Source organism: Pseudomonas sp. BN505, assembly GCF_029873175.1.
Classification (GTDB): domain Bacteria; phylum Pseudomonadota; class Gammaproteobacteria; order Pseudomonadales; family Pseudomonadaceae; genus Aquipseudomonas; species Aquipseudomonas putida.
In genome coordinates, this window is sequence record NZ_SSOI01000029.1 from 31869 (window position 1) to 50186 (window position 18318).

Genomic DNA, 18318 nt, shown 5'->3' on the forward strand with positions numbered 1-18318 from the left:
GGCGCCGGAGGGCGCCCTGTTGCTTGGAGTCGTTTGCGCCGATGGAAAATCGACAATGGCGCTAGATCGATTTTCTATAAGTGCGGCCGTCAGAAGATGTAATCGGTGGTCAGGAAGCTCGATTGGCGGTTACGGATGATTTCGCTGATCAGTGCCTTGTTGGCCTCCTGGAAGCGGGTGGCGACCAGGGTGCGGATAGAGAAGACACGCAAGGCGTCATGTACCGACAGGGTGCCTTCGGCGCTGTTCTTGCGGCCGTTGAACGGGTAGGTGTCCGGGCCGCGCTGACATTGTGCATTGATGTTGATGCGCCCCACCTGGTTGGCGAAGATGTCGACCAGGCTGCCGATGGTCGCCGGGTCGTTGCCGAACAGGCTCAGCTGCTGGCCGTAGTCGGAGTCCAGCACGTAGTCGATGACGGTTTGCAGGTCGCGATATGGCACTACGGGTACCAGGGGGCCGAACTGCTCCTCGTGGTACACGCGCATTTCGTGGTTCACCGGGTACAACAGGGCCGGGTAGAAGAACGACCCGCGGCTTTGCCCGCCACCTTCGTTCAGCACGCGCGCGCCCTTGGCTGTGGCATCGGCGACCAGGCCGTCGAGGTAGTCGACTTTGCCGGGCTCCGGCAATGGCGTCAGCGCCACGCCCGGTTCCCAGGGCATGCCGGGCTTGAGCGCGGCCAGTTTGCGCTGGAACTTGTCGAGGAAGGCGTCGACCACGTCCTCGTGGACAAACAGGATCTTCAGTGCCGTGCAGCGCTGGCCGTTGAACGACAGCGCGCCGGTAACCGCTTCTTCGACGGCGTTGTCGAGGTCGACCTGCGGCAGCACGATGCCCGGGTTCTTGGCATCCAGGCCCAGTGCGGCGCGCAGGCGGTGGGGGCGTGGGTGCAGCTTTTTAAGGTCGCTGGCAGCCTTGTGTGTACCGATGAAGGCGAACACATCGACGTTGCCGCTGGCCATCAGCGCGCTCACCGTTTCCCGGCCGCGGCCATAGATCACGTTGATCACACCCGGCGGGAAGCTGTCACGGAAGGCTTCGAGCAACGGTCGGATCAGCAGCACACCGAACTTGGCCGGCTTGAACACTACGGTGTTGCCCATGATCAGCGCCGGGATCAGCGTGGTGAAGGTTTCGTTCAGTGGGTAATTGTAGGGCCCCATGCACAATGCCACGCCCAGGGGCGCGCGGCGGATCTGGCCGAGGGTGCCCTGTTCCAGCTCGAAGCGGCTGGAGCGGCGGTCGAGGTCCTTGAGGGCGTTGATGGTGTCGACGATGTAGTCGCAGGTGCGGTCGAATTCCTTTTCCGAATCCTTGAGGTTCTTGCCGATCTCCCACATCAGCAGCTTGACCACCGCCTGGCGCTGCTCGCGCATGCGTGCCAGGAAGGTTTCGACATGCTGGATACGTTCGGCCACTCGCATGTTCGGCCAGGCACCGCGGCCCTTGTCGTAGGCCTGTACGGCGGCGTCGAGGGCGGTGAGGGCGGTGTCGGCATCGAGCAGCGGTGCGCTGCCCAGCACCACCTGGCGTTCATCAGCACCCTCCTTGAGCCATACCGGACTGCGTACCGTGGCCAAGGGGCCGTCCCAGCGCCTGAGCTCGCCGTTCACCAGGTAATCTCGTTGTTCCAGAGGGGCTCCCAGGCGCCAGGTTTCAGGGATGTTCTCGGCGCTGGGGAAGAGTGAATCGAGCAGACGGTCCATAGGTACTGCACCTCACATTACGGGGCTGGTTTCAAGCCGGGTGAATCGCTTCAGCTTCGAGCATGCACCGGCCGCCGGAAAAACACCAGTCTGGCTCAAGCGGGCCGTGCCTGCTTGCCAGATGGGCAGCAGGCACCGCGTAAAGCGTCCAGGCATGTCGACACTTCTTTTATGCAAAGAAGATATCAAATGCTAATTATCAATTGCCAAGTGGTAATGAAATGCCACGACTGTCGGCACGCTTATAGCAAACTGGCGATTGGCGTGGGTTTTCACGCAGGAAATTTGACGCCATCAAACTTGATCTAAAGTCAGCCAGAAGCCGCTTGCCAAAGCGTTTGCAGGCATCTTAAATTGTTACTGAATGTGATAGGCAAGTTTCAGGGCAAACTATAAAAATCAAAGCGTTAAGTGTTTTTGCTAATTTTTTCTCTTTTTCAGATAGACCATAGAGCACTTCAAAGGACGTCGAAGAAGAAATGAAAGAGACCTTGACGGCTGTGGCGCGAAAGCTCCTGTCACCCTCCATGCGCTACGAAATGAGGCTGCTGGCCAGCAAAATTCGGGAAACGGCGGCGCGTGCCTGTTTCTGGCGTTGGGAAGTAGCCAGGTTTCGGCTACAGCAGGAAAGCCCTTACGAAATTCTTTACATCGGCCGCAAGCAACAGCGGGAAATGGCCAAGCTGCTGATCGGTGGCAAGGGCCAGGGCAGCGCTTCTATCGTGGACAGTGCAAGTGCAACGGCGGCTGCCAACCATGTCGTGGTGATCAGCGAAATGCCCTCGTCGGGGGCGCTGTCAGTGCCCCATTACCTGAGCGCCGTAGTGCCGCTGGGCCGCTCGCTGGAGGACATCACGGCGCGCTACGACAGCGAACTGCGGCGCAGTATTCGCAAGAATCGCCCGCTGTACCAGATGCGTCAGGCCCTCTCGGACGACGAGATCGCCATGGCAGATCGTGAGCTGCTGCGCCCCTATGCCACCGCCAGGCAGGGTATCCATGCTGCGCAGTTCCCCACGGAAGAAGTGTTCCGCATTGCCAAAAGCGTCGGCAGGCTCGACCTGATCACGTTGGGTGACGAAGTGATCGGCTGCCATTTGGGTTGCGAAGTGGTACGCGGTGGCAAGCGCTACTGGAGCACGTTGCGTTTCGGCTATTGCGAGGCGGTGTTCAGTGATGCCAAGAGGTTGCGCGAGGTCAATTCGATTACCACTTTCATGGCGCTTGAATGGGCCTTGGAGCAGGGCTTCGATTATTACGACATCGGCCTGTGCCTGGCGCGCCCGGACGACGGTCTGCTGAAATGGAAGCGCCGTCGCGGGGGGGACATCGACTCTTTGGGCAACCATGCCTACCTGTTTGTTCGCCTGCCCAAGACCGGTACGGCGAAGTTCTTGTGGGATACCCCGATGTTTGCAGTGGAGGGCGACAAACTCACGCTGCACCTGGGGTTGCCGGATGGCCCGAGCGATGAGGAGGTTGCCAGCCGTTACCACGAAATGGTGTTTGGCGGCCTCCACAAGATTTATCTCTATGGTGGCAGAAGTGCGGGTGAACCGTTCGTGGAAACCCTGCGCAGCCGTTACGCCAGCCTGCAGTCGCCGCCCACCATGGAAAGAGTCACATGCAACTGAGTGGTTGCCAGGGATGCATTGATCTGGCGCTTTACGCCAGGGTTTAGACTTCGTCATCAGGGGAGGACGCTTCATGGGAAGCGACATCTCGCAGTTCAGTGCATCGCCCGAAACCAAGCAGCACACGTGGACGTTGGCCGCCTACCGCTACATGGCGCGCAAGCGGCTGGGCAAGAACACGGCCCTCGACCTCAAGAGCATCGCTAGCAAAAGTTGGGACATTGCCCCGGGCGAAACCACGGTGTCGCCGCCGGCCATTTTCCTGTCTGGCCAGATGGAGCGGGTCACGGGCTGGGAGGGCAAGCGTTTTTACCCCTACGTGCACCCCGCTCGCACCATGGAGGGCGGTATCAGCACGCTACAAGGGCCAACCCGCGGCTACCTGATCAAGAATGTGTGGCTGGTCGATGGCGCGTTGTACAAGGGCAAGGCCAGCCACTGGCTGTCGCTGAAACCGAGCACCTTTCCGACCATCATCGTTGACAACGAAATAGACCGCGGGGCCATTTATTGCACGCAAAACGGCAACTCGTGGTTCGGCACCTGGCTGATGGAAGATTGCCCGACCTATGCGCTGGCCTGTAACGAGGGCATACCGGTGACCACTGCGCCGTCGGCCCGGTACCCGCTGTTCACCCAGGCGCCGGCCTACGAAGACTGGCTGGGCATGAAGCCGGTGCGCCTGCGCAGTGCTTTTTTCCGTGAGCTGGTGCTGTTCGATGACCAGAGCAACAATCGCAGCCGGCATGCCCGCTACCGGGCCATGGGTGAAAAACTGCTGTCGCACGTGCCGCATGCTTCGCATCCTGGCGTATTCCTGCTGCGCGGCGGTGACGGTGACCTGCGCCTGTTGCGCAACGAGCTGGAGCTTGCCGAGCACCTGCGTGTGACCCGTGATTTTCGCATCGTCAATCCGCTGAAGTCCGACGTACCGAGTATTGTTGCGGCCTGTGCCGGGGCCAGGGTGGTCATCGGCGTGGAGGGCAGCCAGTTGGTGCACGGGGTAAATGTGCTCCAGCCTGGCGGCTGCCTGCTGACCTTGCAGCCGCCGAACCGTTTTGTCAGCTACTACAAGTACCTGACGGATCGTGACTACCAGCATTTTGGCTTTGTGGTCGGCATACCGGAGGGTGATGGCTTCGTGATTGATATCGGTGAGGTGGAGCGGACGCTGGACCTGTTTCCACAGGTAAACGTGTAGTATCGGTGCATGTCAGCAGCGAGTGGGCAAGGGGATGATCGAGGTTTCGCGGTTCTGGCGTGACCCTGCATTACCCTTTGTCGAAGCGCGGCGGGTAGGGGACGGGCGGCAGGTGTGCTACGCCGCGCACTCGCATGAGAGCTTTTCGATCGGTGTGATCACCGGCGGGCGAAGCACCTACCTCAACGGTGACCTGCGCATCCAGGTAGGGGCCGGTACCACCGTGCTGATGAACCCGGGCGTTGTGCATACCTGCAATCCCATCGACGGTGAGCCCTGGTCTTACCTGATGCTGTTCGTCGACCTCCCCTGGTTACAGGCGCAAGGCTTTGAATTGCCGACGCAAACCTGGAGTGACTCGCCTGCGTTGTACCACCGGTTATTGCAGGCGTTTGCAGACCTGTTCGATGCGGGTGTGCCTGACCGGGAAGGCCGCCTGGCCGCCCTGTTAGGCTCATTGCCGGACTTTCTCGGCGCCAATGCCCGTGTCAGTGACGAAGGCCACCCACGGCTGGACGCGGCAGCAGCGTTCATACGCGCTCATCGCAGCGATCCGCTGAGCCTGGCAGATGTCTGCGCAGCGTGCGGTCTGTCGCGCGCCTACCTGATTCGTGCCTTTCGCCAACATTACGGGCTGACACCGCATGGCTATCTGCTCGATCAGCGCGTTCAGCTGGCCAGGGCGCAGTTGCGTCAGGGGCGGGCCATTGCCGAGGTCGCGCAGGAGGCCGGGTTTGCCGACCAGGCGCACTTGCAGCGGGCGTTCAAAAAGCATTTGGCTGCGACGCCGGGTCATTATCGCAATGCCACCGGGGTCAGATAACCAGGTACACAGCACTGCCCGCCAGCAAAACCGCCAACCCGCGACTGAGCAGGCGCATGTGCCGTGGGTTGCTCAGGTACTGGCGAATCACGCTGCCGGCCCATGCCCAGCTGGCTACCGAAATGAAACAGATCGGCCCGTAGATCCAGGCGAACAACCACAGCAAGTGCTGCTCACCGCCGGTATAAGCGCCGACCCCGGCCACTGCCGCCAGCCAGGCCTTGGGGTTCAGCCATTGCATGGCCGCGCCGTGCCAGGCCGAGGGGGCGGGTGTTGAGTGCGCGCCAGTCAGCTGGCCATCGTCGCGGGCCAGTTTCCATGCCATGTACAGCAGAAACATCACCCCACCCCAGTGCAGCAGCACGCTCAACACAGGCCAGCGCAGCAGCAGCTGGTGCAGGCCCAGCCCGACCAGCACCAGCAACAGACAGAAGCCCAGGGTGGCGCCGGCGACATGCGCCAGGCTGGCACGTAAGCCATGGCTGGCGCCGCTGCTCAGGGCTACGATGTTGACCGGGCCGGGGGAGATTGACGCCGCCAGTGCGAAGGCGGCCATGGACAGGGACAGGCTCATGTGAGAGATCCGGGTGGTTGCAGGGAACCCTGATTTTCAGCTGTTGGTTGTCTAGAGTATTGAATAAAAGTACCCCCAATGCGGACTCACACGCGTTAAAGGTTTTGTAATAGTTTTGCGCTATCAGAGAAAACTGCTGTGCCTGTAGGATTATTTTCCCAATTTTCTATCAAGGTATATATGAGCACCTTCGCGGAGCCCCCCAGTCTCTGGCCTCTCAGGCCGTTCTCCCTCTGTCCTCGTGACGCTTCCTTCGTGAGTACCCGCTAATGGAATGGCTAGCCGATCCCACGGCCTGGCTAGGCCTGTTGACGCTTATCGTCCTTGAGCTGGTGCTGGGTATCGACAACCTGGTGTTCATTGCCATCCTGGCAGACAAGCTGCCACCGCATCAGCGCGACCGCGCGCGGGTGATTGGCCTGAGCCTGGCATTGATCATGCGCCTGGGCCTGTTGGCCAGTATTTCGTGGATGGTCACCCTCACCGCACCGTTGATCGACGTGTTCGGCAAGAGCTTCTCTGGCCGTGACCTGATCATGCTGTTCGGTGGTGTGTTCTTGCTGTTCAAGGCCACCATGGAGTTGCACGAACGTCTGGAAGGCCATGTGACCCAGGCCAGTGGCACGCTGCGCCATGCCGCATTCTGGCCTATCGTCGCCCAGATCGTGGTGCTGGACGCGGTGTTCTCGCTGGATGCGGTGATCACGGCAGTGGGCATGGTCGATGAGCTGTCGGTGATGATGATCGCGGTGATCTTCTCGATCGGTATCATGATCGTTGCCAGCAAGCCGCTGACCCGCTTCGTCAACGCCCACCCCACGGTGATCATGCTGTGCCTGGGCTTCCTGATGATGATTGGCTTCAGCCTCACCGCCGAGGGCCTGGGCTTCCATATCCCGAAAGGCTACCTGTACGCAGCGATTGGCTTCTCGATCCTGATCGAGCTGTTCAACCAGCTGGCTCGTGCCCGCCGCAAGCGCAGCTTGCAGCAGCACCGGCCGCTGCGTGAGCGCACCGCACATGCCGTGCTGCGCCTGCTGGGCGGCCGCCGGGTCGAGGCTGACGAGGTGGGCGAGGAAATCGCCGACCTGGTCGAAGGTGGCCAGGAACAGGTGCTGTTCGATCGCCGGGAGCGGGTAATGATCAGTGGCGTACTGAACCTGGCCGAGCGGCCGATCCGTACGGTGATGACCGCACGTGCCGAGGTTGATGTGATCGACCTTGCGCAACCGGCCGAAGCCATTGCCCAGGCCCTTGCCAACTCGCCGTACTCGCGCCTGCCGTTGATACGTAATGGCCGTGTCGACGAACCACTGGGCTTCGTGCACAAGAAGGAGCTGCTCAAGGAGTTGTTGTCGGGCCACCAGCCGGAGCTGGAAGGCATGGTACGGGCGCCGTTGAACCTGCTGGAGAGCTTCAGCATCCTCAATGCCCTGGAGCAGATGCGTGGGCAGTCGACCCACATCGCCTTTGTGGTCAACGAGTTCGGTGACTTCACCGGCCTGCTGACCATGACCGACATCCTTGAGTCGATTGCCGGTGAACTACCGGACGCGAGCGAGGTTGAAGGCCCCGGTATCGTCCAGGAGGGTGAAGGCTTTGTGGTGAGCGGTGCACTGAACCTGAGCCAGGTACAGGCACGTACCGGCTTCAGTGCCCGTGCCACCGATGATTACCAGACCCTGGCAGGCCTGGTGATGAGCCTGCTCGACCGCCTGCCGATGGTGGGGGATCGCCTGGCCTGGAATGGCTGGACGCTGACCGTGGAGGCGGTTGAAGAGCGGCGGGTGCGCCAGGTTCGGCTCATACCGAACGGCGACGCTGACGCAGCAGGTGCTTGAAGCCTTCGAGCACCAGCACCAGTACCGCGGCCCAGATCGGCAGGTAAGTCAGCCACTGATCCGGGCCGATGGTTTCGCCCAGCAGCAGCGCCACCCCCACCAGCAGCACGGGCTCGACGTAGCTGAGCAGGCCGAACAGGCTGAATGGTAATAAGCGACTGGCCAGCACGTAGGCGATCAGGGCCGAGGCGCTGATCGCCCCAAGGACCGGGATCAGGGCATACAGGCCCGGGTGAGCCTGCAGGTCGCCGGACGAAAGCGGGCCCTGGATCACGAAGTACAGCGCCCACGGCAGCAGCAGGCACATGTCGCACCACAGGCCACCCAGGTGGTCGGTGCGGCAACGCCGGCGCAGTACGAAGTAGATCGGGTAGCCGATCGTCACCAGCAGGGTTTCCCAAGCAAAACTGCCATTCTGGTACAGCTCGTGGCCTACGCCCAGCGCGGCGCAGGCCACGGCTACCTTCTGCAGGCGCGACAGGCGCTCGCCATACACCAGCCGCCCGGTCAGCACCATGGCCAGCGGCAGCAGAAAGTAGCCCATCGACACTTCCAGGCTGCGACCGTGCAGGGGCGCCCAGAGGAACAGCCACAACTGCACGCCCATCAGCCACGACGTACCGACCATGCCCAGCAACAGTACGGGCGTGCGTTTTACCCGGGCCAGCAGCTCGCCTACCCGTTTCCAGTCCTTCGAGACAAGCATGAACAAGGTGAGGCAGGGCAGCGTCAGCAGGGTGCGCCAGCCAAAGATCTCTTCGCCATCGAGTGGCGTGAGCAGCGAGGTATAGAAGTACATCACAGCGAACAGACAGGACGCCATGACCGATGAAACAATGCCTTTTGACACAAATGCCTCGAATGGGGAGTTGAGCGGTTGGATCAGCCGCGCATGATCTCAGGGGGCGCGCCTTGCGGCAACCGTGACGCGCCCGGATGTGAGGCCAGTGCCTCAAGGAACTGCGCCGCAGGCATGGGCCTGGCGAACAGGTAGCCTTGCTGAAAGTCCACGCCATGGCGGGCCAGGTAGTCGCGCTGGGTGTCGGTCTCGACACCCTCGGCAACGATGCCAAGGCCCAACTTGGCAGATAGCTCGATGATGGTTTCGAGGATGTGCACGGACAGCGCATCGCCGCCGATCATGGCAACGAAGCTCTGGTCGATTTTCAGGTAGTCGACCTTGAACTGGCGCAGGTAATTAAGGCTGGATTGCCCGGTGCCGAAGTCGTCGAGTGCAATCATTACCCCCATGGCATGCAGTTTCTCGAACAGTTCCAGGGTCACCGGGGTGGGCTCGATGAGCTTGCGCTCGGTCAGCTCCAGGGTCAGTACCACCCGGCCAGGCGGGAAGTGCTGCAGGAAGGTGCGGCAGTCGTCCAGCAGGCGCAAGTCGCGGCAGTGGTCAGCGGTGATGTTGACCCCGATGTGAAAGCCATCCTCCAGCAGCCCAATGTAGGGCGCGAGGCTCTGGGCAGTGTGCATCATCAGCGCCCGGGTCATGGCGACGATCTGCCCGCTGTGCTCGGCATAGGGGATGAACAGGTCAGGGCGAACCAGGCCTTCTCGCGGGTGGTTCCAGCGCATCAGCACTTCAGCACCAGCCCAGCGGTAATCGCCCTTGCGCACCACCGGCTGGAAGTACGGCAGGAATTCGTCAGCCTGCAGGGCCCGATCCAGCTCGGCGCGGGGCGATGTGGCGCGGCGAATCTGCCAGCGGCAGACCAGCGCGGCCACGGCCCCCAGTACCAGCAGCAGGCTGAGCAGGGCAGGGTAGTGGCTGCGCAGCAACTGGCCTTGCTTGTCGGCGCTGTAGCCGCCCTGCACGCTGAACGGGTAACGCGTCGAGCCCAGCAACACGTTGGCACTGGCTGCGGCAGGTGGTGCGCCTATGTGTACAACGCCGTCCTTGCCCATCCAGGCGTTGCCCACGCGTATTTGCAGCTCTTCATCCGGGCCGATCAGGCGCAATGCGGTCAACAAATGGTCGCCATCCACCGTGGTGATTGCGCCGTTGTCGCCGTCGCTGGCGCGGTACACCAACAGTGGATGCCCCGGGGTGACAGAGTTGCCGTCCATCAGCCAAAGCTTGCCATCGGTGTAGTCGCTGGCGTTGACCGGCTCGTCGAATTCGCCGAACAGCGAGGTGCAATAAAGGTTGTTGTGCCTGAACAAGTTGGTCGAGCGCACGAAGGCATTGCGGGTCACCTGGGCACGCAGCGTAAGCTGAACCTGGTCGCAAGGGCTGGCAGTCAGGGGGAGTAGTGCATTGGCAGCACGGGACAGGTTGTCGAGGATGCGTTCGACGTGCTCCACCGCCTGGCGGGTGGTGGCCTGGCTGCTGGCCTGCATCTCGCGCTCTACCTGCCAGTTCATCACGGCAAGGCCGCACAATACCGGCAGCACGCCGACGACCCAGGGCAGCAGGTTGCGCCAGCTCAGGCTGGCGCGGCGTTTGGCGGTAAGAGGCATGCGGGAATGATCTATGGGAAGGGTAACGAGAGGATAGCCGCTTGTCGGGACACGCGGCCAACTAAAACGCGACAAACGTTTTTACGCAATGTAGAATCCATTTACGAATACAACAATAAGGTCCTTCAATACCGAAGGATCAAGCCCGCCGAGAATGGGTCCATATGACATACCATGGGTTCAAGCTGATCATAGGTGACTTCCTCGCCCGCAGCGTGCGAGGCATCCCCTGCGCACCGCCGTTTCTGTCCCACATCGTACGCAATCAATAATATTTCGCTGCAGATGAGGACACGAACATGGCTGATATCTTCGACAATCCAATGGGCCTGATGGGCTTCGAATTCATCGAACTGGCTTCGCCGACCCCAGGCATACTTGAGCCAGTCTTCCAGATTCTGGGCTTCACCAAGGTGGCCAGCCACCGTTCCAAGGATGTGCACCTGTACCGCCAGGGTGGCATCAACCTGATCCTGAACAACGAACCCAAGAGCATCGCCTCGTACTTCGCGGCCGAACACGGCCCGTCGGTGTGCGGCATGGCGTTCCGTGTGCGCAATGCCCATGAGGCATATGCCCGTGCCCTGGAACTGGGCGCCCAGCCGGTTGAAATCGAAACCGGGCCGATGGAGCTGCGCCTGCCGGCAATCAAAGGCATCGGTGGTGCGCCGCTGTACCTGATCGACCGCTTCGACGAAGGCAGCTCGATCTACGACATCGACTTCAACTTCATCGAAGGTGTTGATCGCAACCCGGTGGGTGCCGGCCTGAAAATCATCGACCACCTCACCCACAACGTTTATCGCGGGCGCATGGCCTACTGGGCTGGCTTCTACGAGAAGCTGTTCAACTTCCGCGAAATCCGCTACTTCGATATCAAGGGTGAGTACACCGGCCTGACGTCCAAGGCCATGACCGCTCCCGATGGCATGATCCGCATTCCGCTCAACGAAGAGTCGTCCAAGGGTGCAGGCCAGATTGAAGAGTTCCTGATGCAGTTCAACGGCGAAGGTATCCAGCACGTGGCCTTCCTGACCGACGACCTGCTCAAGACCTGGGATGCCCTGAAGGGCTATGGCATGCGCTTCATGACTGCGCCGCCGCAAACCTACTACGAAATGCTCGAGGAGCGGCTGCCTGGTCACGGCGAGCCGGTCGACCAGTTGCAAGCACGCGGCATCCTCCTCGATGGTGCCTCGCAGCCCGAAGACAAACGCCTGTTGTTGCAGATTTTCTCGGAAACCCTGCTCGGCCCGGTGTTCTTCGAGTTCATCCAGCGCAAAGGTGACGATGGCTTTGGTGAAGGCAACTTCAAGGCGTTGTTCGAATCCATCGAACGTGACCAGGTACGCCGCGGTGTGCTGAGCACCGACTGATACCCTCTGGGTAGCGCCGCCTTCATGTAGCTTTGGCGGCCCTATCTCGCCTGCTGGAGCGTGCCCTGAACAGGCCCAGATAGACGATCAGGCCGGTCACGGTCCCCACCAGCACCAACGAGGGCAGGATCTGCAGCATGGACTGGCGGATTTCCTGGGCGGTGTAACCCTGTGCGTAGCCGCCTTTTACCCTGTACCCATATTTGGCCGACAACGCGGTGGCGAAAAACTCGGACTGCGAAGGGCGCTGTGCGTCACGGCTATCGCCTTCGCTCCAGATCCAGCGGTTGCCAAACTCCACCAGCAGTGTCAGTCCGTCCTGAAAGGCATCCAGTTCATTGCGCAGCTGTGAGGCATAAGCGGTCACGATTACGCCGCTTTCGTTGCCTTGCAGGTAAAAGTTGACCAGCAGTTTGCGGCGCCTGTCAGGTTGGCCATAGGACAGTTCGACCTGTTGGCCAGATGAGGCGAAGGCAGATAAGTGGTCAAGTGAGTCTGAAGCGCTGCTGCAGTAGGCTTCATTGCCCTTTACCAGGGTCAACGACCTGAGCACGGAACGGCTCACGACCTGCTCCTGTAAAGCGCTGTTAACGCTTTGGCAGGGCTTGCCTGCCAGTGGCAGGGTGCGCTGGGCAGCCTCTTGCAGTCGATTCAGTGCCTGGTCAATGCTGAAAACCGCTTCCTGAACGGAAATGGCCGCGTTTTCCTCAAGCTTCATTTCCAGTTGAACAATCATCACCAACAAACCGGAAATCACAGGCACCAAGCCTACGGTGGTGAGCAGCAGGAGCTCCCGCAGGCGGCGCCCGGCGTGCATGATTTTCAACATGGTGCATTAGTTCTCCGGGCAGAAGCTGTTCGTGGTGTACAGCTGAGCCCAGAGCCTATGCATTCGATGACATGCCGGCTGTAGTCCGCGTGCAGTCTGCGCGACAGGAAAACCAGAAGGCTGATGTAAGGCTTTACTTAGCGTTGAGTTTCTCCAGTACTTTCTCTGCGAGCAGGGCAGTGGAATCAGGGTTCTGACCGGTGATCAGCAGACCATCCTCGACGACGTATGGCTTCCACGGGTCATCATGTTTGCTGTACTCGCCGCCCCGGCCACCTAGCTCTTTTTCCGTCGAGAAAGGCACCACCTTGTCCAGCTCCACCAGTTGTTCCTCAATGTCGGAAAAGCCGGTCACTTTGCGCCCCTTCAGTAAAAGGCTGTTGTCGCTGAGCTTGATGTTAAGCAGGCCGGCCACGCCATGGCAGACCGCTGCAACAATGCCGCCTTTTTCGTAGACCTTGCGCGCCAGCACCTGCAGCGGCTTGTTATCGGCAAAGTCATACATCACCCCATGCCCACCGGTGTAATAGATGACGCTATATTCGTCGGCCTTTACCTGGCCAGGGCTCAAGCTGGTGCCCAGGCGGGTCATGAAGCGCTTGTCGTCATACCATTGCCAGTCCAGGTCGGGGGCCATCTGCAGGCTGTGTGGGTCGACAGGGACGTAGCCCCCCTCTGGGCTGACATAATCGACCATGTAGCCGGCCTTTTCGACTTTCTCGACAAAGTGCACCGCTTCACCCAGCCACAGGCCCGTGGCACGCTTCAAGGTCGGATACTTGGCTGTGTTGGTCAGCACTACCAGCATTTTCTTGCTCATGACCACGCTCCTGTCGGCAACCTGGATGGGCCGTTGCTCCCTGGCCCGGAGAAAACCTAATCAGCATAGCTCCCAGGTGCACGTACGCCATAGTGCGCAGCTTATGCTGTGCTAATTTGAACGAAACCCTCGGGGTAGCCTCGGCACTCGGGTGAATCCTTGCATTGCTGGAGTAACGCTATTGGCCGTACACGGTACGCCGCGCAAACCTGCGCGGCAGCTCACCTTGAAAACGCCCGTATCGCCGTCGGTCGACCTGATGAGCGATAGAATTGCGCAATTTGACTGGGGGCGTACAACTCTTGGGCCGTTGCCGCGATGGCCGGCATCTTTGCGCATTGCCGTTGACATGATGCTTTTGTCACCGTTTCCCTGCGCAGTGGTCTGGGGGACAGACCTCTGCGTGGTGCACAACGATGGCTATCGGGCGCTGCGGGCCGCCCGACCAGATGCATTGGGCAATGGGTTCGATGCGCTGTGGCGTGATCTCTGGCCGGCAATGGGGCCCTGGGTGTTCAAGGCGCTTGAAGGGCGTTCGAACTTTGTCGAGGACCCGCCCCAGCGTATCGTCTGCGGCAAAGGCAGCGAGCCGCTGTGGTGCGCGTTCGGTTATGCACCACTGCACGATGAACTTGGCAACGTGGCGGGTTTTCTGCACACGGTGATCGAGACCACGGCCAGCGTTGAGGCGCATCATCATTGGCGTGAGCAGGCGCAAGGCTTTGAACGGCAGATAGAGCGGCATGTGGCCGAGCGCGAGCAGATCTGGCAGTTGTCGCGTGATGCAATGATGACGATAACCCCTGAGCTGAAGGTGCATGCCGCCAACCCGGCCTGGTACCGCATTCTGGGCTGGACCCAAGAGCAGGTTCATGATCTGCCGTTACTGGAGCTGGTGCATCCGGCGGATCGCACCGAGGTCCAGGTGGCGGTCTCCGGGCTCCTGCAGTACCACGATGCCGAGCAGGTGCAGACTCGCTTGCGCCACCGCGATGGCCATTATCACTGGTTTAGCTGGAGTGCCCGGTTCGACGGCAGCCTGCTGACGGCAGTCGGTCGGGATATCACCGAAGACCGCGAAGAGGCCGCGCGTCAGTCTGAAGCGCTGATGCGCAACAGTGAACGCATGGAGGTTGTGGGGCAGTTGGCCGGGGGCATGGGCCACGAAATGAACAACCTGCTGTCTGGTATCGGTGGTAGCCTCGAACTGTTGCAGCGGCGCTTGCAGGAGGGGCGCATGGAGCGGATTGAAACCTATGTGGAGGTCGCTCGCGACTCCGTGCTGCGCGCCATGGAGCTGACTCATCGCCTGCTGGCATTCTCTCGGCATCACCCACTTGCACCCAAGACCCTGGACTTCAATCGGCAGTTACGGCAAAGCGAGCCGTTGCTGCTCAAGGCGCTGGGCGCAGAGATGCGCTTGCACTGGCAACTGGATGTCGCGCCGTGGGCGGTATGCCTGGACATTCCTCAACTTGAAAATGCCTTGGTCAACTTATGCGCCAATGCCCGGGAGGCTTGCCTGGAGCGTGGCAATGTCACTGTTCGCAGCGTCAACGAGCGGTTAACGGCCAGTTTTCCCGATGAGGGTGGCTTGCCGCCAGGCGACTATGTGGCCTTGCATGTCGAGGATGACGGCCATGGCATGTCGGCAGAGGAAATTTCCAGGGCCTTTGAGCCATTCTTCACCACCAAGGCCATCGGACGTGGTTCCGGGCTAGGGCTATCGATGGTGTATGGCTTTGTCGGTCAATCGGGGGGGTATGCGTGGATCGAATCGGCCCCGACCCAAGGCACCAAGGTTTCCATGCTGTTCCCAAGATGCCATGAGCCGGCACCCGAAGAGCCCAAACCCCGGGAACGCTCCCAACGTATGGCCCAGGGCGCGCGTTTACTGCTGGTGGATGACGAGCTCAACTTGCGTACCGTGATGCGCGAGTACCTGACAGAACGCGGTTTTGTGGTCACCGATGCGGGTGACGCCAATACTGCGCTGGAGCGCTTTCGCCTCGATGATCCCTTTGACCTGGTAATTACCGATATCGGTTTACCGGGCGGCTTCAGTGGCCGGCAAGTGGCCAAGGCCATGCGCATGCAGGTGCCTGCTCAGAAGATTCTGTTCATCACCGGCTATGCTGACCATGCTGTTGAAGCGCAGTTGCTCGATCAGCCGGGAACGGCATTGATGAACAAGCCGTTTTTGCTGGCAGACCTTGCCGATCAGGCGCTCACCATGCTCGACCAACAATAGGTTTCAGGACTCGGCAAGAATCCGCGTCACCTGCGCCTTTATTTCTTTCAGTTCAAACGGTTTGCAGATCAGGTGCATGCCCGCGTCAAGAAACCCTTCGCGGGCCATGGCCGTTTCCGCGTAGCCGGTGATGAACAGCACCGGCAAATGCGGATGCAGGCTGCGGGCAATTTCGGCCAGTTGCCGGCCATTCATGCCGGGCAAGCCGATATCGCTGACCAGTAGATCCACGGGTTGTGCCGAGCGCAGGATTTTAAGGCCTTGGGTGGCGTCGGACGCGCTGTGGCAGGGGAAGCCGCTCTCGCGCAGCGCCTGACACAACAATTGACGTACATGGGGGTCGTCCTCGACGACCAGCACATGACGGCCTCGGGGAACTTGCACAGGTATCGGCTTGCTCGGTTCCCGGGCCTGGCCGATATGGCGCGGCAGGTACAGGTCTACCTGGGTGCCTTGGCCGATCTGGCTGTGCAGCGTGACATGCCCGCGGGACTGCTTGCTGAAGCCGTACACCATCGACAGGCCCAGGCCAATGCCCTGGCCGATCGCCTTGGTGCTGAAAAACGGCTCGAAAGCGTGCTCCATCGTACTTTGCGCCATGCCCTGGCCGTCATCTTTGATGCTCAGGCGCAGATAGTCACCGGCGCACAGGGTTGCGCCGGTGAATTGTGTGCTCTCGATGTGCTGGTTGCTCGCCTCAATTCGTAACTGGCCGCCATTGGGCATGGCTTCGCTGGCATTGAGCAGCAGGTTGTCCAGGGCTTCCTGCAACTGCTTGTTATCAGCTTCTACGGGCCACAGCCCTTTGGCGATGTGCACGTGCAGGGTTACGGCAGGGTTCAGGCAGGCCTTCAGTCGTTCCACCTCAAGCAGGCTGTGCAGGTCGACGCGCTGGCTGTGCAGCGATTGGCGGGAGGAAAACGCGAGCAAGCGGTGGGTCAGGCGGGCAGCGCGTGCAACTGCCTCACGGCCCATGCGCAGCACGCTGTCCAGGCCATCGCAGCGGCCTTGATGCAGTCGCCGTTCAATCAGCTCGAAGCTGCCGCCAATACTGGTGAGCAGGTTGTTGAAGTCATGAGCAACCCCTCCGGCCAATTGGCCAATGGCTTCCATCTTGCGTGCCTGGTAGTGGGCGAACTCGTTGCGTTCCTGCTCCTGGTCTGACGATGCGACCGGGGTGTTCAGACGCTGCTGCAGGTCCTGCAACTGGTCGCGTGTCAGGTATTGCCGGCGCCGGTTGCGCAGGGCGGATCGGGTCATGTGCAGCAGTTGGGCATTGTCGAACGGGGCGACCATCAGCAGAAGATTGCCTACCGGGTGGTTACTCGCGCCCGTGGCCGACCAAGCACCCTGGATCAGCAGCACGATGGGCAGGTCCGACCAGCTTTGTTGCTGGTCGAGGAATGCTTGCAGCAACGCGCTTGGGCCCTGGCTGAACACTTGCTCGGCAATGATTGCCAGGCCTGCGCCTTCAGCCAGGCAGCTGTGCAGGTTGGCCAGGTCGACGGTGCACAGGCTATCGATGCCGGCGGAGGCGAGCAGGCGCGAGGTATCCGCCGCTAATGGCGGAGGTGCCAGAATCAAGGCACGTTCATCCAGCGCCAGTGAATGGGCCAAAACGACTCTCCTGTAGGGTGGCCTGATACCCACTGGACCCTGGGCACACACTCAGGGTTCAACAATATTCAGGTGTTGCCTACAGGCCCTGTTGTAATACGGGGTCGTCCGGGTTCTGACGCTCCAGCTCGGCCAGCAGCACTTGTACGTTCTGCAGTTGCCCGGTCTCTTTCGAGTACTGGATCAGCAGCACCCGCGCTCGGCGGTTGGCCGGTTGCCGGCTGAGCACGGTTTCCAGCTGCTTTTGCGCGGCGTCGAGTTGTTCCAGCTCGTGCAGCGTGACTGCCAGCGTATAACGGTAGTCGGCGTTGTCCGGGTCCAGTTCGACGGCGCGGGACAAAGCCAGCAAGGCGTACTCGCGCTGCTCGTGGCGGTTCAGCCAGAGCCCCAGCTCGTACTGCAGGAAGGCTGAGTCGGGGCTTAGCGCCAAGGCTTTGCCCAAGACCTGGCGCGAGGCATCGTGGTGGCCCTGACGCTCCAGCAGGCGCACCTGGGTGGCCAGGGCGTCGAGGTTGCCGGGTGCAACCTCCAGCGCCCGCTGCAAGGCCGTGGCTGCCTGGGTGTAGTCGTTTTCGTGCAGGTACAGGCGCGCCAGGTGTACCTGGGCGTCGGCATCCTCGGGCTGTTGCTCGAGCGCCTGCTGGTATTGTTCCAGGGCTGCCTGCAACGGGCCGAAATACAGGCCGATGGCATCGGGATCGAGGCCCAGTAGGGCATCCACGGCAGCAAAGCGCACGCTTTGTTCGTCGTCGTCCAGCAATGGGCCGAGCACCAGGCTGCGCTGGGCCGCCGGCAGCAGGCGGCGGATACCGGCAATGGCCGCACGGCGCACCAGCGGGTCGGCATGCTCCAGGTCCTGGCGGGCGAGTTTCAAAGCCTGGGGGGAGGGGTAGTTGGGTAACTCGGCATACAGTGCAGCGCGGCGGATAGGGGGCAGGTCGTCGCGTTGCAATTGCTGGTACAGCACGCGCGCAGCGCCGGGTTGGCCGTCATGGGCCTGGCGCAGCGCCTTGGCATAGCTGTGTGCGGGCAAGGTCGGCGGGGCTGGCTGCTCATCGCGCCACAGGTAACCGAACAGGGCCGATACCAGGATCAACAGCAGCAGGGCGATCAGGTAGCGGTTGCGTCTGTGCATCGGACGGTCCGTGGCGGCGGGAAGGGCAGAGCTTGGGCC

14 protein-coding genes are annotated in these 18318 nt (G+C 61.1%); 6 read left to right on the forward strand and 8 right to left on the reverse strand.

All coding sequences use genetic code 11. The features are described 5' to 3' along the window. Nucleotides 1–89 precede the first annotated feature (89 nt). Nucleotides 90–1709 (reverse strand): NADP-dependent glyceraldehyde-3-phosphate dehydrogenase, encoded by a 1620-nt coding sequence (locus E8E78_RS07285; protein ID WP_049276423.1) that lies wholly within the window; start codon nt 1707–1709, stop codon nt 90–92. A 479-nt stretch (nt 1710–2188) separates the two neighbouring features. Here E8E78_RS07285 and E8E78_RS07290 point away from each other — a divergent pair, with 479 nt between their 5' ends. The 3 genes from E8E78_RS07290 to E8E78_RS07300 all read left to right on the forward strand — a co-directional run bounded on the left by E8E78_RS07290 (nt 2189) and on the right by E8E78_RS07300 (nt 5367). After that, entirely contained in the window at nt 2189–3343 is a 1155-nt protein-coding gene (locus tag E8E78_RS07290; RefSeq protein ID WP_049276422.1) for a hypothetical protein, read from the forward strand. Between the two features lie 73 nt (nt 3344–3416). Beyond that, complete coding sequence (locus E8E78_RS07295) at nt 3417–4544, forward strand: glycosyltransferase 61 family protein (RefSeq protein WP_280311647.1); 1128 nt, start codon at nt 3417–3419, stop codon at nt 4542–4544. 34 nt (nt 4545–4578) lie between these two features. Then, complete coding sequence (locus E8E78_RS07300; RefSeq protein ID WP_049276419.1) at nt 4579–5367, forward strand: AraC family transcriptional regulator; 789 nt, start codon at nt 4579–4581, stop codon at nt 5365–5367. On the opposite strand, the gene E8E78_RS07305 is transcribed toward E8E78_RS07300, so the two are convergent. After that, nucleotides 5360–5941 carry a LysE family translocator gene (locus E8E78_RS07305; protein ID WP_049276417.1) on the reverse strand — a complete coding sequence of 194 codons (582 nt, stop codon included), beginning with the start codon at nt 5939–5941 and terminating at the stop codon, nt 5360–5362. The genes E8E78_RS07300 and E8E78_RS07305 overlap by 8 nt on opposite strands. A gap of 269 nt (nt 5942–6210) precedes the next feature. Between E8E78_RS07305 and E8E78_RS07310 the strand changes: the two genes are divergently transcribed. Further along, nucleotides 6211–7782 (forward strand): TerC family protein, encoded by a 1572-nt coding sequence (locus E8E78_RS07310; RefSeq protein WP_049276416.1) that lies wholly within the window; start codon nt 6211–6213, stop codon nt 7780–7782. On the opposite strand, the gene rarD is transcribed toward E8E78_RS07310, so the two are convergent. Next, nucleotides 7745–8632, reverse strand: a complete 888-nt coding sequence (gene rarD / locus E8E78_RS07315) for an EamA family transporter RarD (RefSeq protein ID WP_024717647.1) — start codon at nt 8630–8632, stop codon at nt 7745–7747. The genes E8E78_RS07310 and rarD overlap by 38 nt on opposite strands. 32 nt (nt 8633–8664) lie before the next feature. Further along, nucleotides 8665–10251 (reverse strand): EAL domain-containing protein, encoded by a 1587-nt coding sequence (locus tag E8E78_RS07320; RefSeq protein ID WP_059395991.1) that lies wholly within the window; start codon nt 10249–10251, stop codon nt 8665–8667. 299 nt (nt 10252–10550) lie between these two features. Between E8E78_RS07320 and hppD the strand changes: the two genes are divergently transcribed. Further along, entirely contained in the window at nt 10551–11627 is a 1077-nt protein-coding gene (gene hppD, locus E8E78_RS07325) for a 4-hydroxyphenylpyruvate dioxygenase (protein ID WP_059395990.1), read from the forward strand. 22 nt (nt 11628–11649) lie between these two features. Here the strand turns inward: hppD and E8E78_RS07330 are convergent, their stop codons facing one another. Together E8E78_RS07330 and E8E78_RS07335 are read right to left on the reverse strand one after the other, a co-directional pair. Continuing rightward, nucleotides 11650–12456, reverse strand: coding sequence for a CSS-motif domain-containing protein (locus E8E78_RS07330; protein ID WP_280311648.1), 807 nt, complete (start codon nt 12454–12456; stop codon nt 11650–11652). Between the two features lie 133 nt (nt 12457–12589). Beyond that, nucleotides 12590–13276, reverse strand: coding sequence for a type 1 glutamine amidotransferase domain-containing protein (locus E8E78_RS07335; RefSeq protein WP_049276412.1), 687 nt, complete (start codon nt 13274–13276; stop codon nt 12590–12592). 181 nt (nt 13277–13457) lie between these two features. Here E8E78_RS07335 and E8E78_RS07340 point away from each other — a divergent pair, with 181 nt between their 5' ends. Continuing rightward, nucleotides 13458–15527: an ATP-binding protein gene (locus E8E78_RS07340; protein WP_114942390.1), complete on the forward strand. Its 2070-nt coding sequence runs from the start codon at nt 13458–13460 to the stop codon at nt 15525–15527. Between the two features lie 3 nt (nt 15528–15530). Here the strand turns inward: E8E78_RS07340 and E8E78_RS07345 are convergent, their stop codons facing one another. Both E8E78_RS07345 and E8E78_RS07350 read right to left on the reverse strand, forming a co-directional pair. Further along, entirely contained in the window at nt 15531–17144 is a 1614-nt protein-coding gene (locus E8E78_RS07345; protein ID WP_049276409.1) for a response regulator, read from the reverse strand. A 79-nt stretch (nt 17145–17223) separates the two neighbouring features. After that, complete coding sequence (locus tag E8E78_RS07350; protein ID WP_049276408.1) at nt 17224–18279, reverse strand: HEAT repeat domain-containing protein; 1056 nt, start codon at nt 18277–18279, stop codon at nt 17224–17226. Between the last annotated feature and the right edge of the window lie 39 nt (nt 18280–18318).

Coding starts and splice junctions, on each gene's coding strand:
- E8E78_RS07285 (WP_049276423.1), bottom strand. CDS start 1,709: ATGGACCGTCTGCTCGATTCACTCTTCCCCAGCGCCGAGAACATCCCT.
- E8E78_RS07290 (WP_049276422.1), top strand. CDS start 2,189: ATGAAAGAGACCTTGACGGCTGTGGCGCGAAAGCTCCTGTCACCCTCC.
- E8E78_RS07295 (WP_280311647.1), top strand. CDS start 3,417: ATGGGAAGCGACATCTCGCAGTTCAGTGCATCGCCCGAAACCAAGCAG.
- E8E78_RS07300 (WP_049276419.1), top strand. CDS start 4,579: ATGATCGAGGTTTCGCGGTTCTGGCGTGACCCTGCATTACCCTTTGTC.
- E8E78_RS07305 (WP_049276417.1), bottom strand. CDS start 5,941: ATGAGCCTGTCCCTGTCCATGGCCGCCTTCGCACTGGCGGCGTCAATC.
- E8E78_RS07310 (WP_049276416.1), top strand. CDS start 6,211: ATGGAATGGCTAGCCGATCCCACGGCCTGGCTAGGCCTGTTGACGCTT.
- E8E78_RS07320 (WP_059395991.1), bottom strand. CDS start 10,251: ATGCCTCTTACCGCCAAACGCCGCGCCAGCCTGAGCTGGCGCAACCTG.
- hppD (WP_059395990.1), top strand. CDS start 10,551: ATGGCTGATATCTTCGACAATCCAATGGGCCTGATGGGCTTCGAATTC.
- E8E78_RS07330 (WP_280311648.1), bottom strand. CDS start 12,456: ATGTTGAAAATCATGCACGCCGGGCGCCGCCTGCGGGAGCTCCTGCTG.
- E8E78_RS07335 (WP_049276412.1), bottom strand. CDS start 13,276: ATGAGCAAGAAAATGCTGGTAGTGCTGACCAACACAGCCAAGTATCCG.
- E8E78_RS07350 (WP_049276408.1), bottom strand. CDS start 18,279: ATGCACAGACGCAACCGCTACCTGATCGCCCTGCTGCTGTTGATCCTG.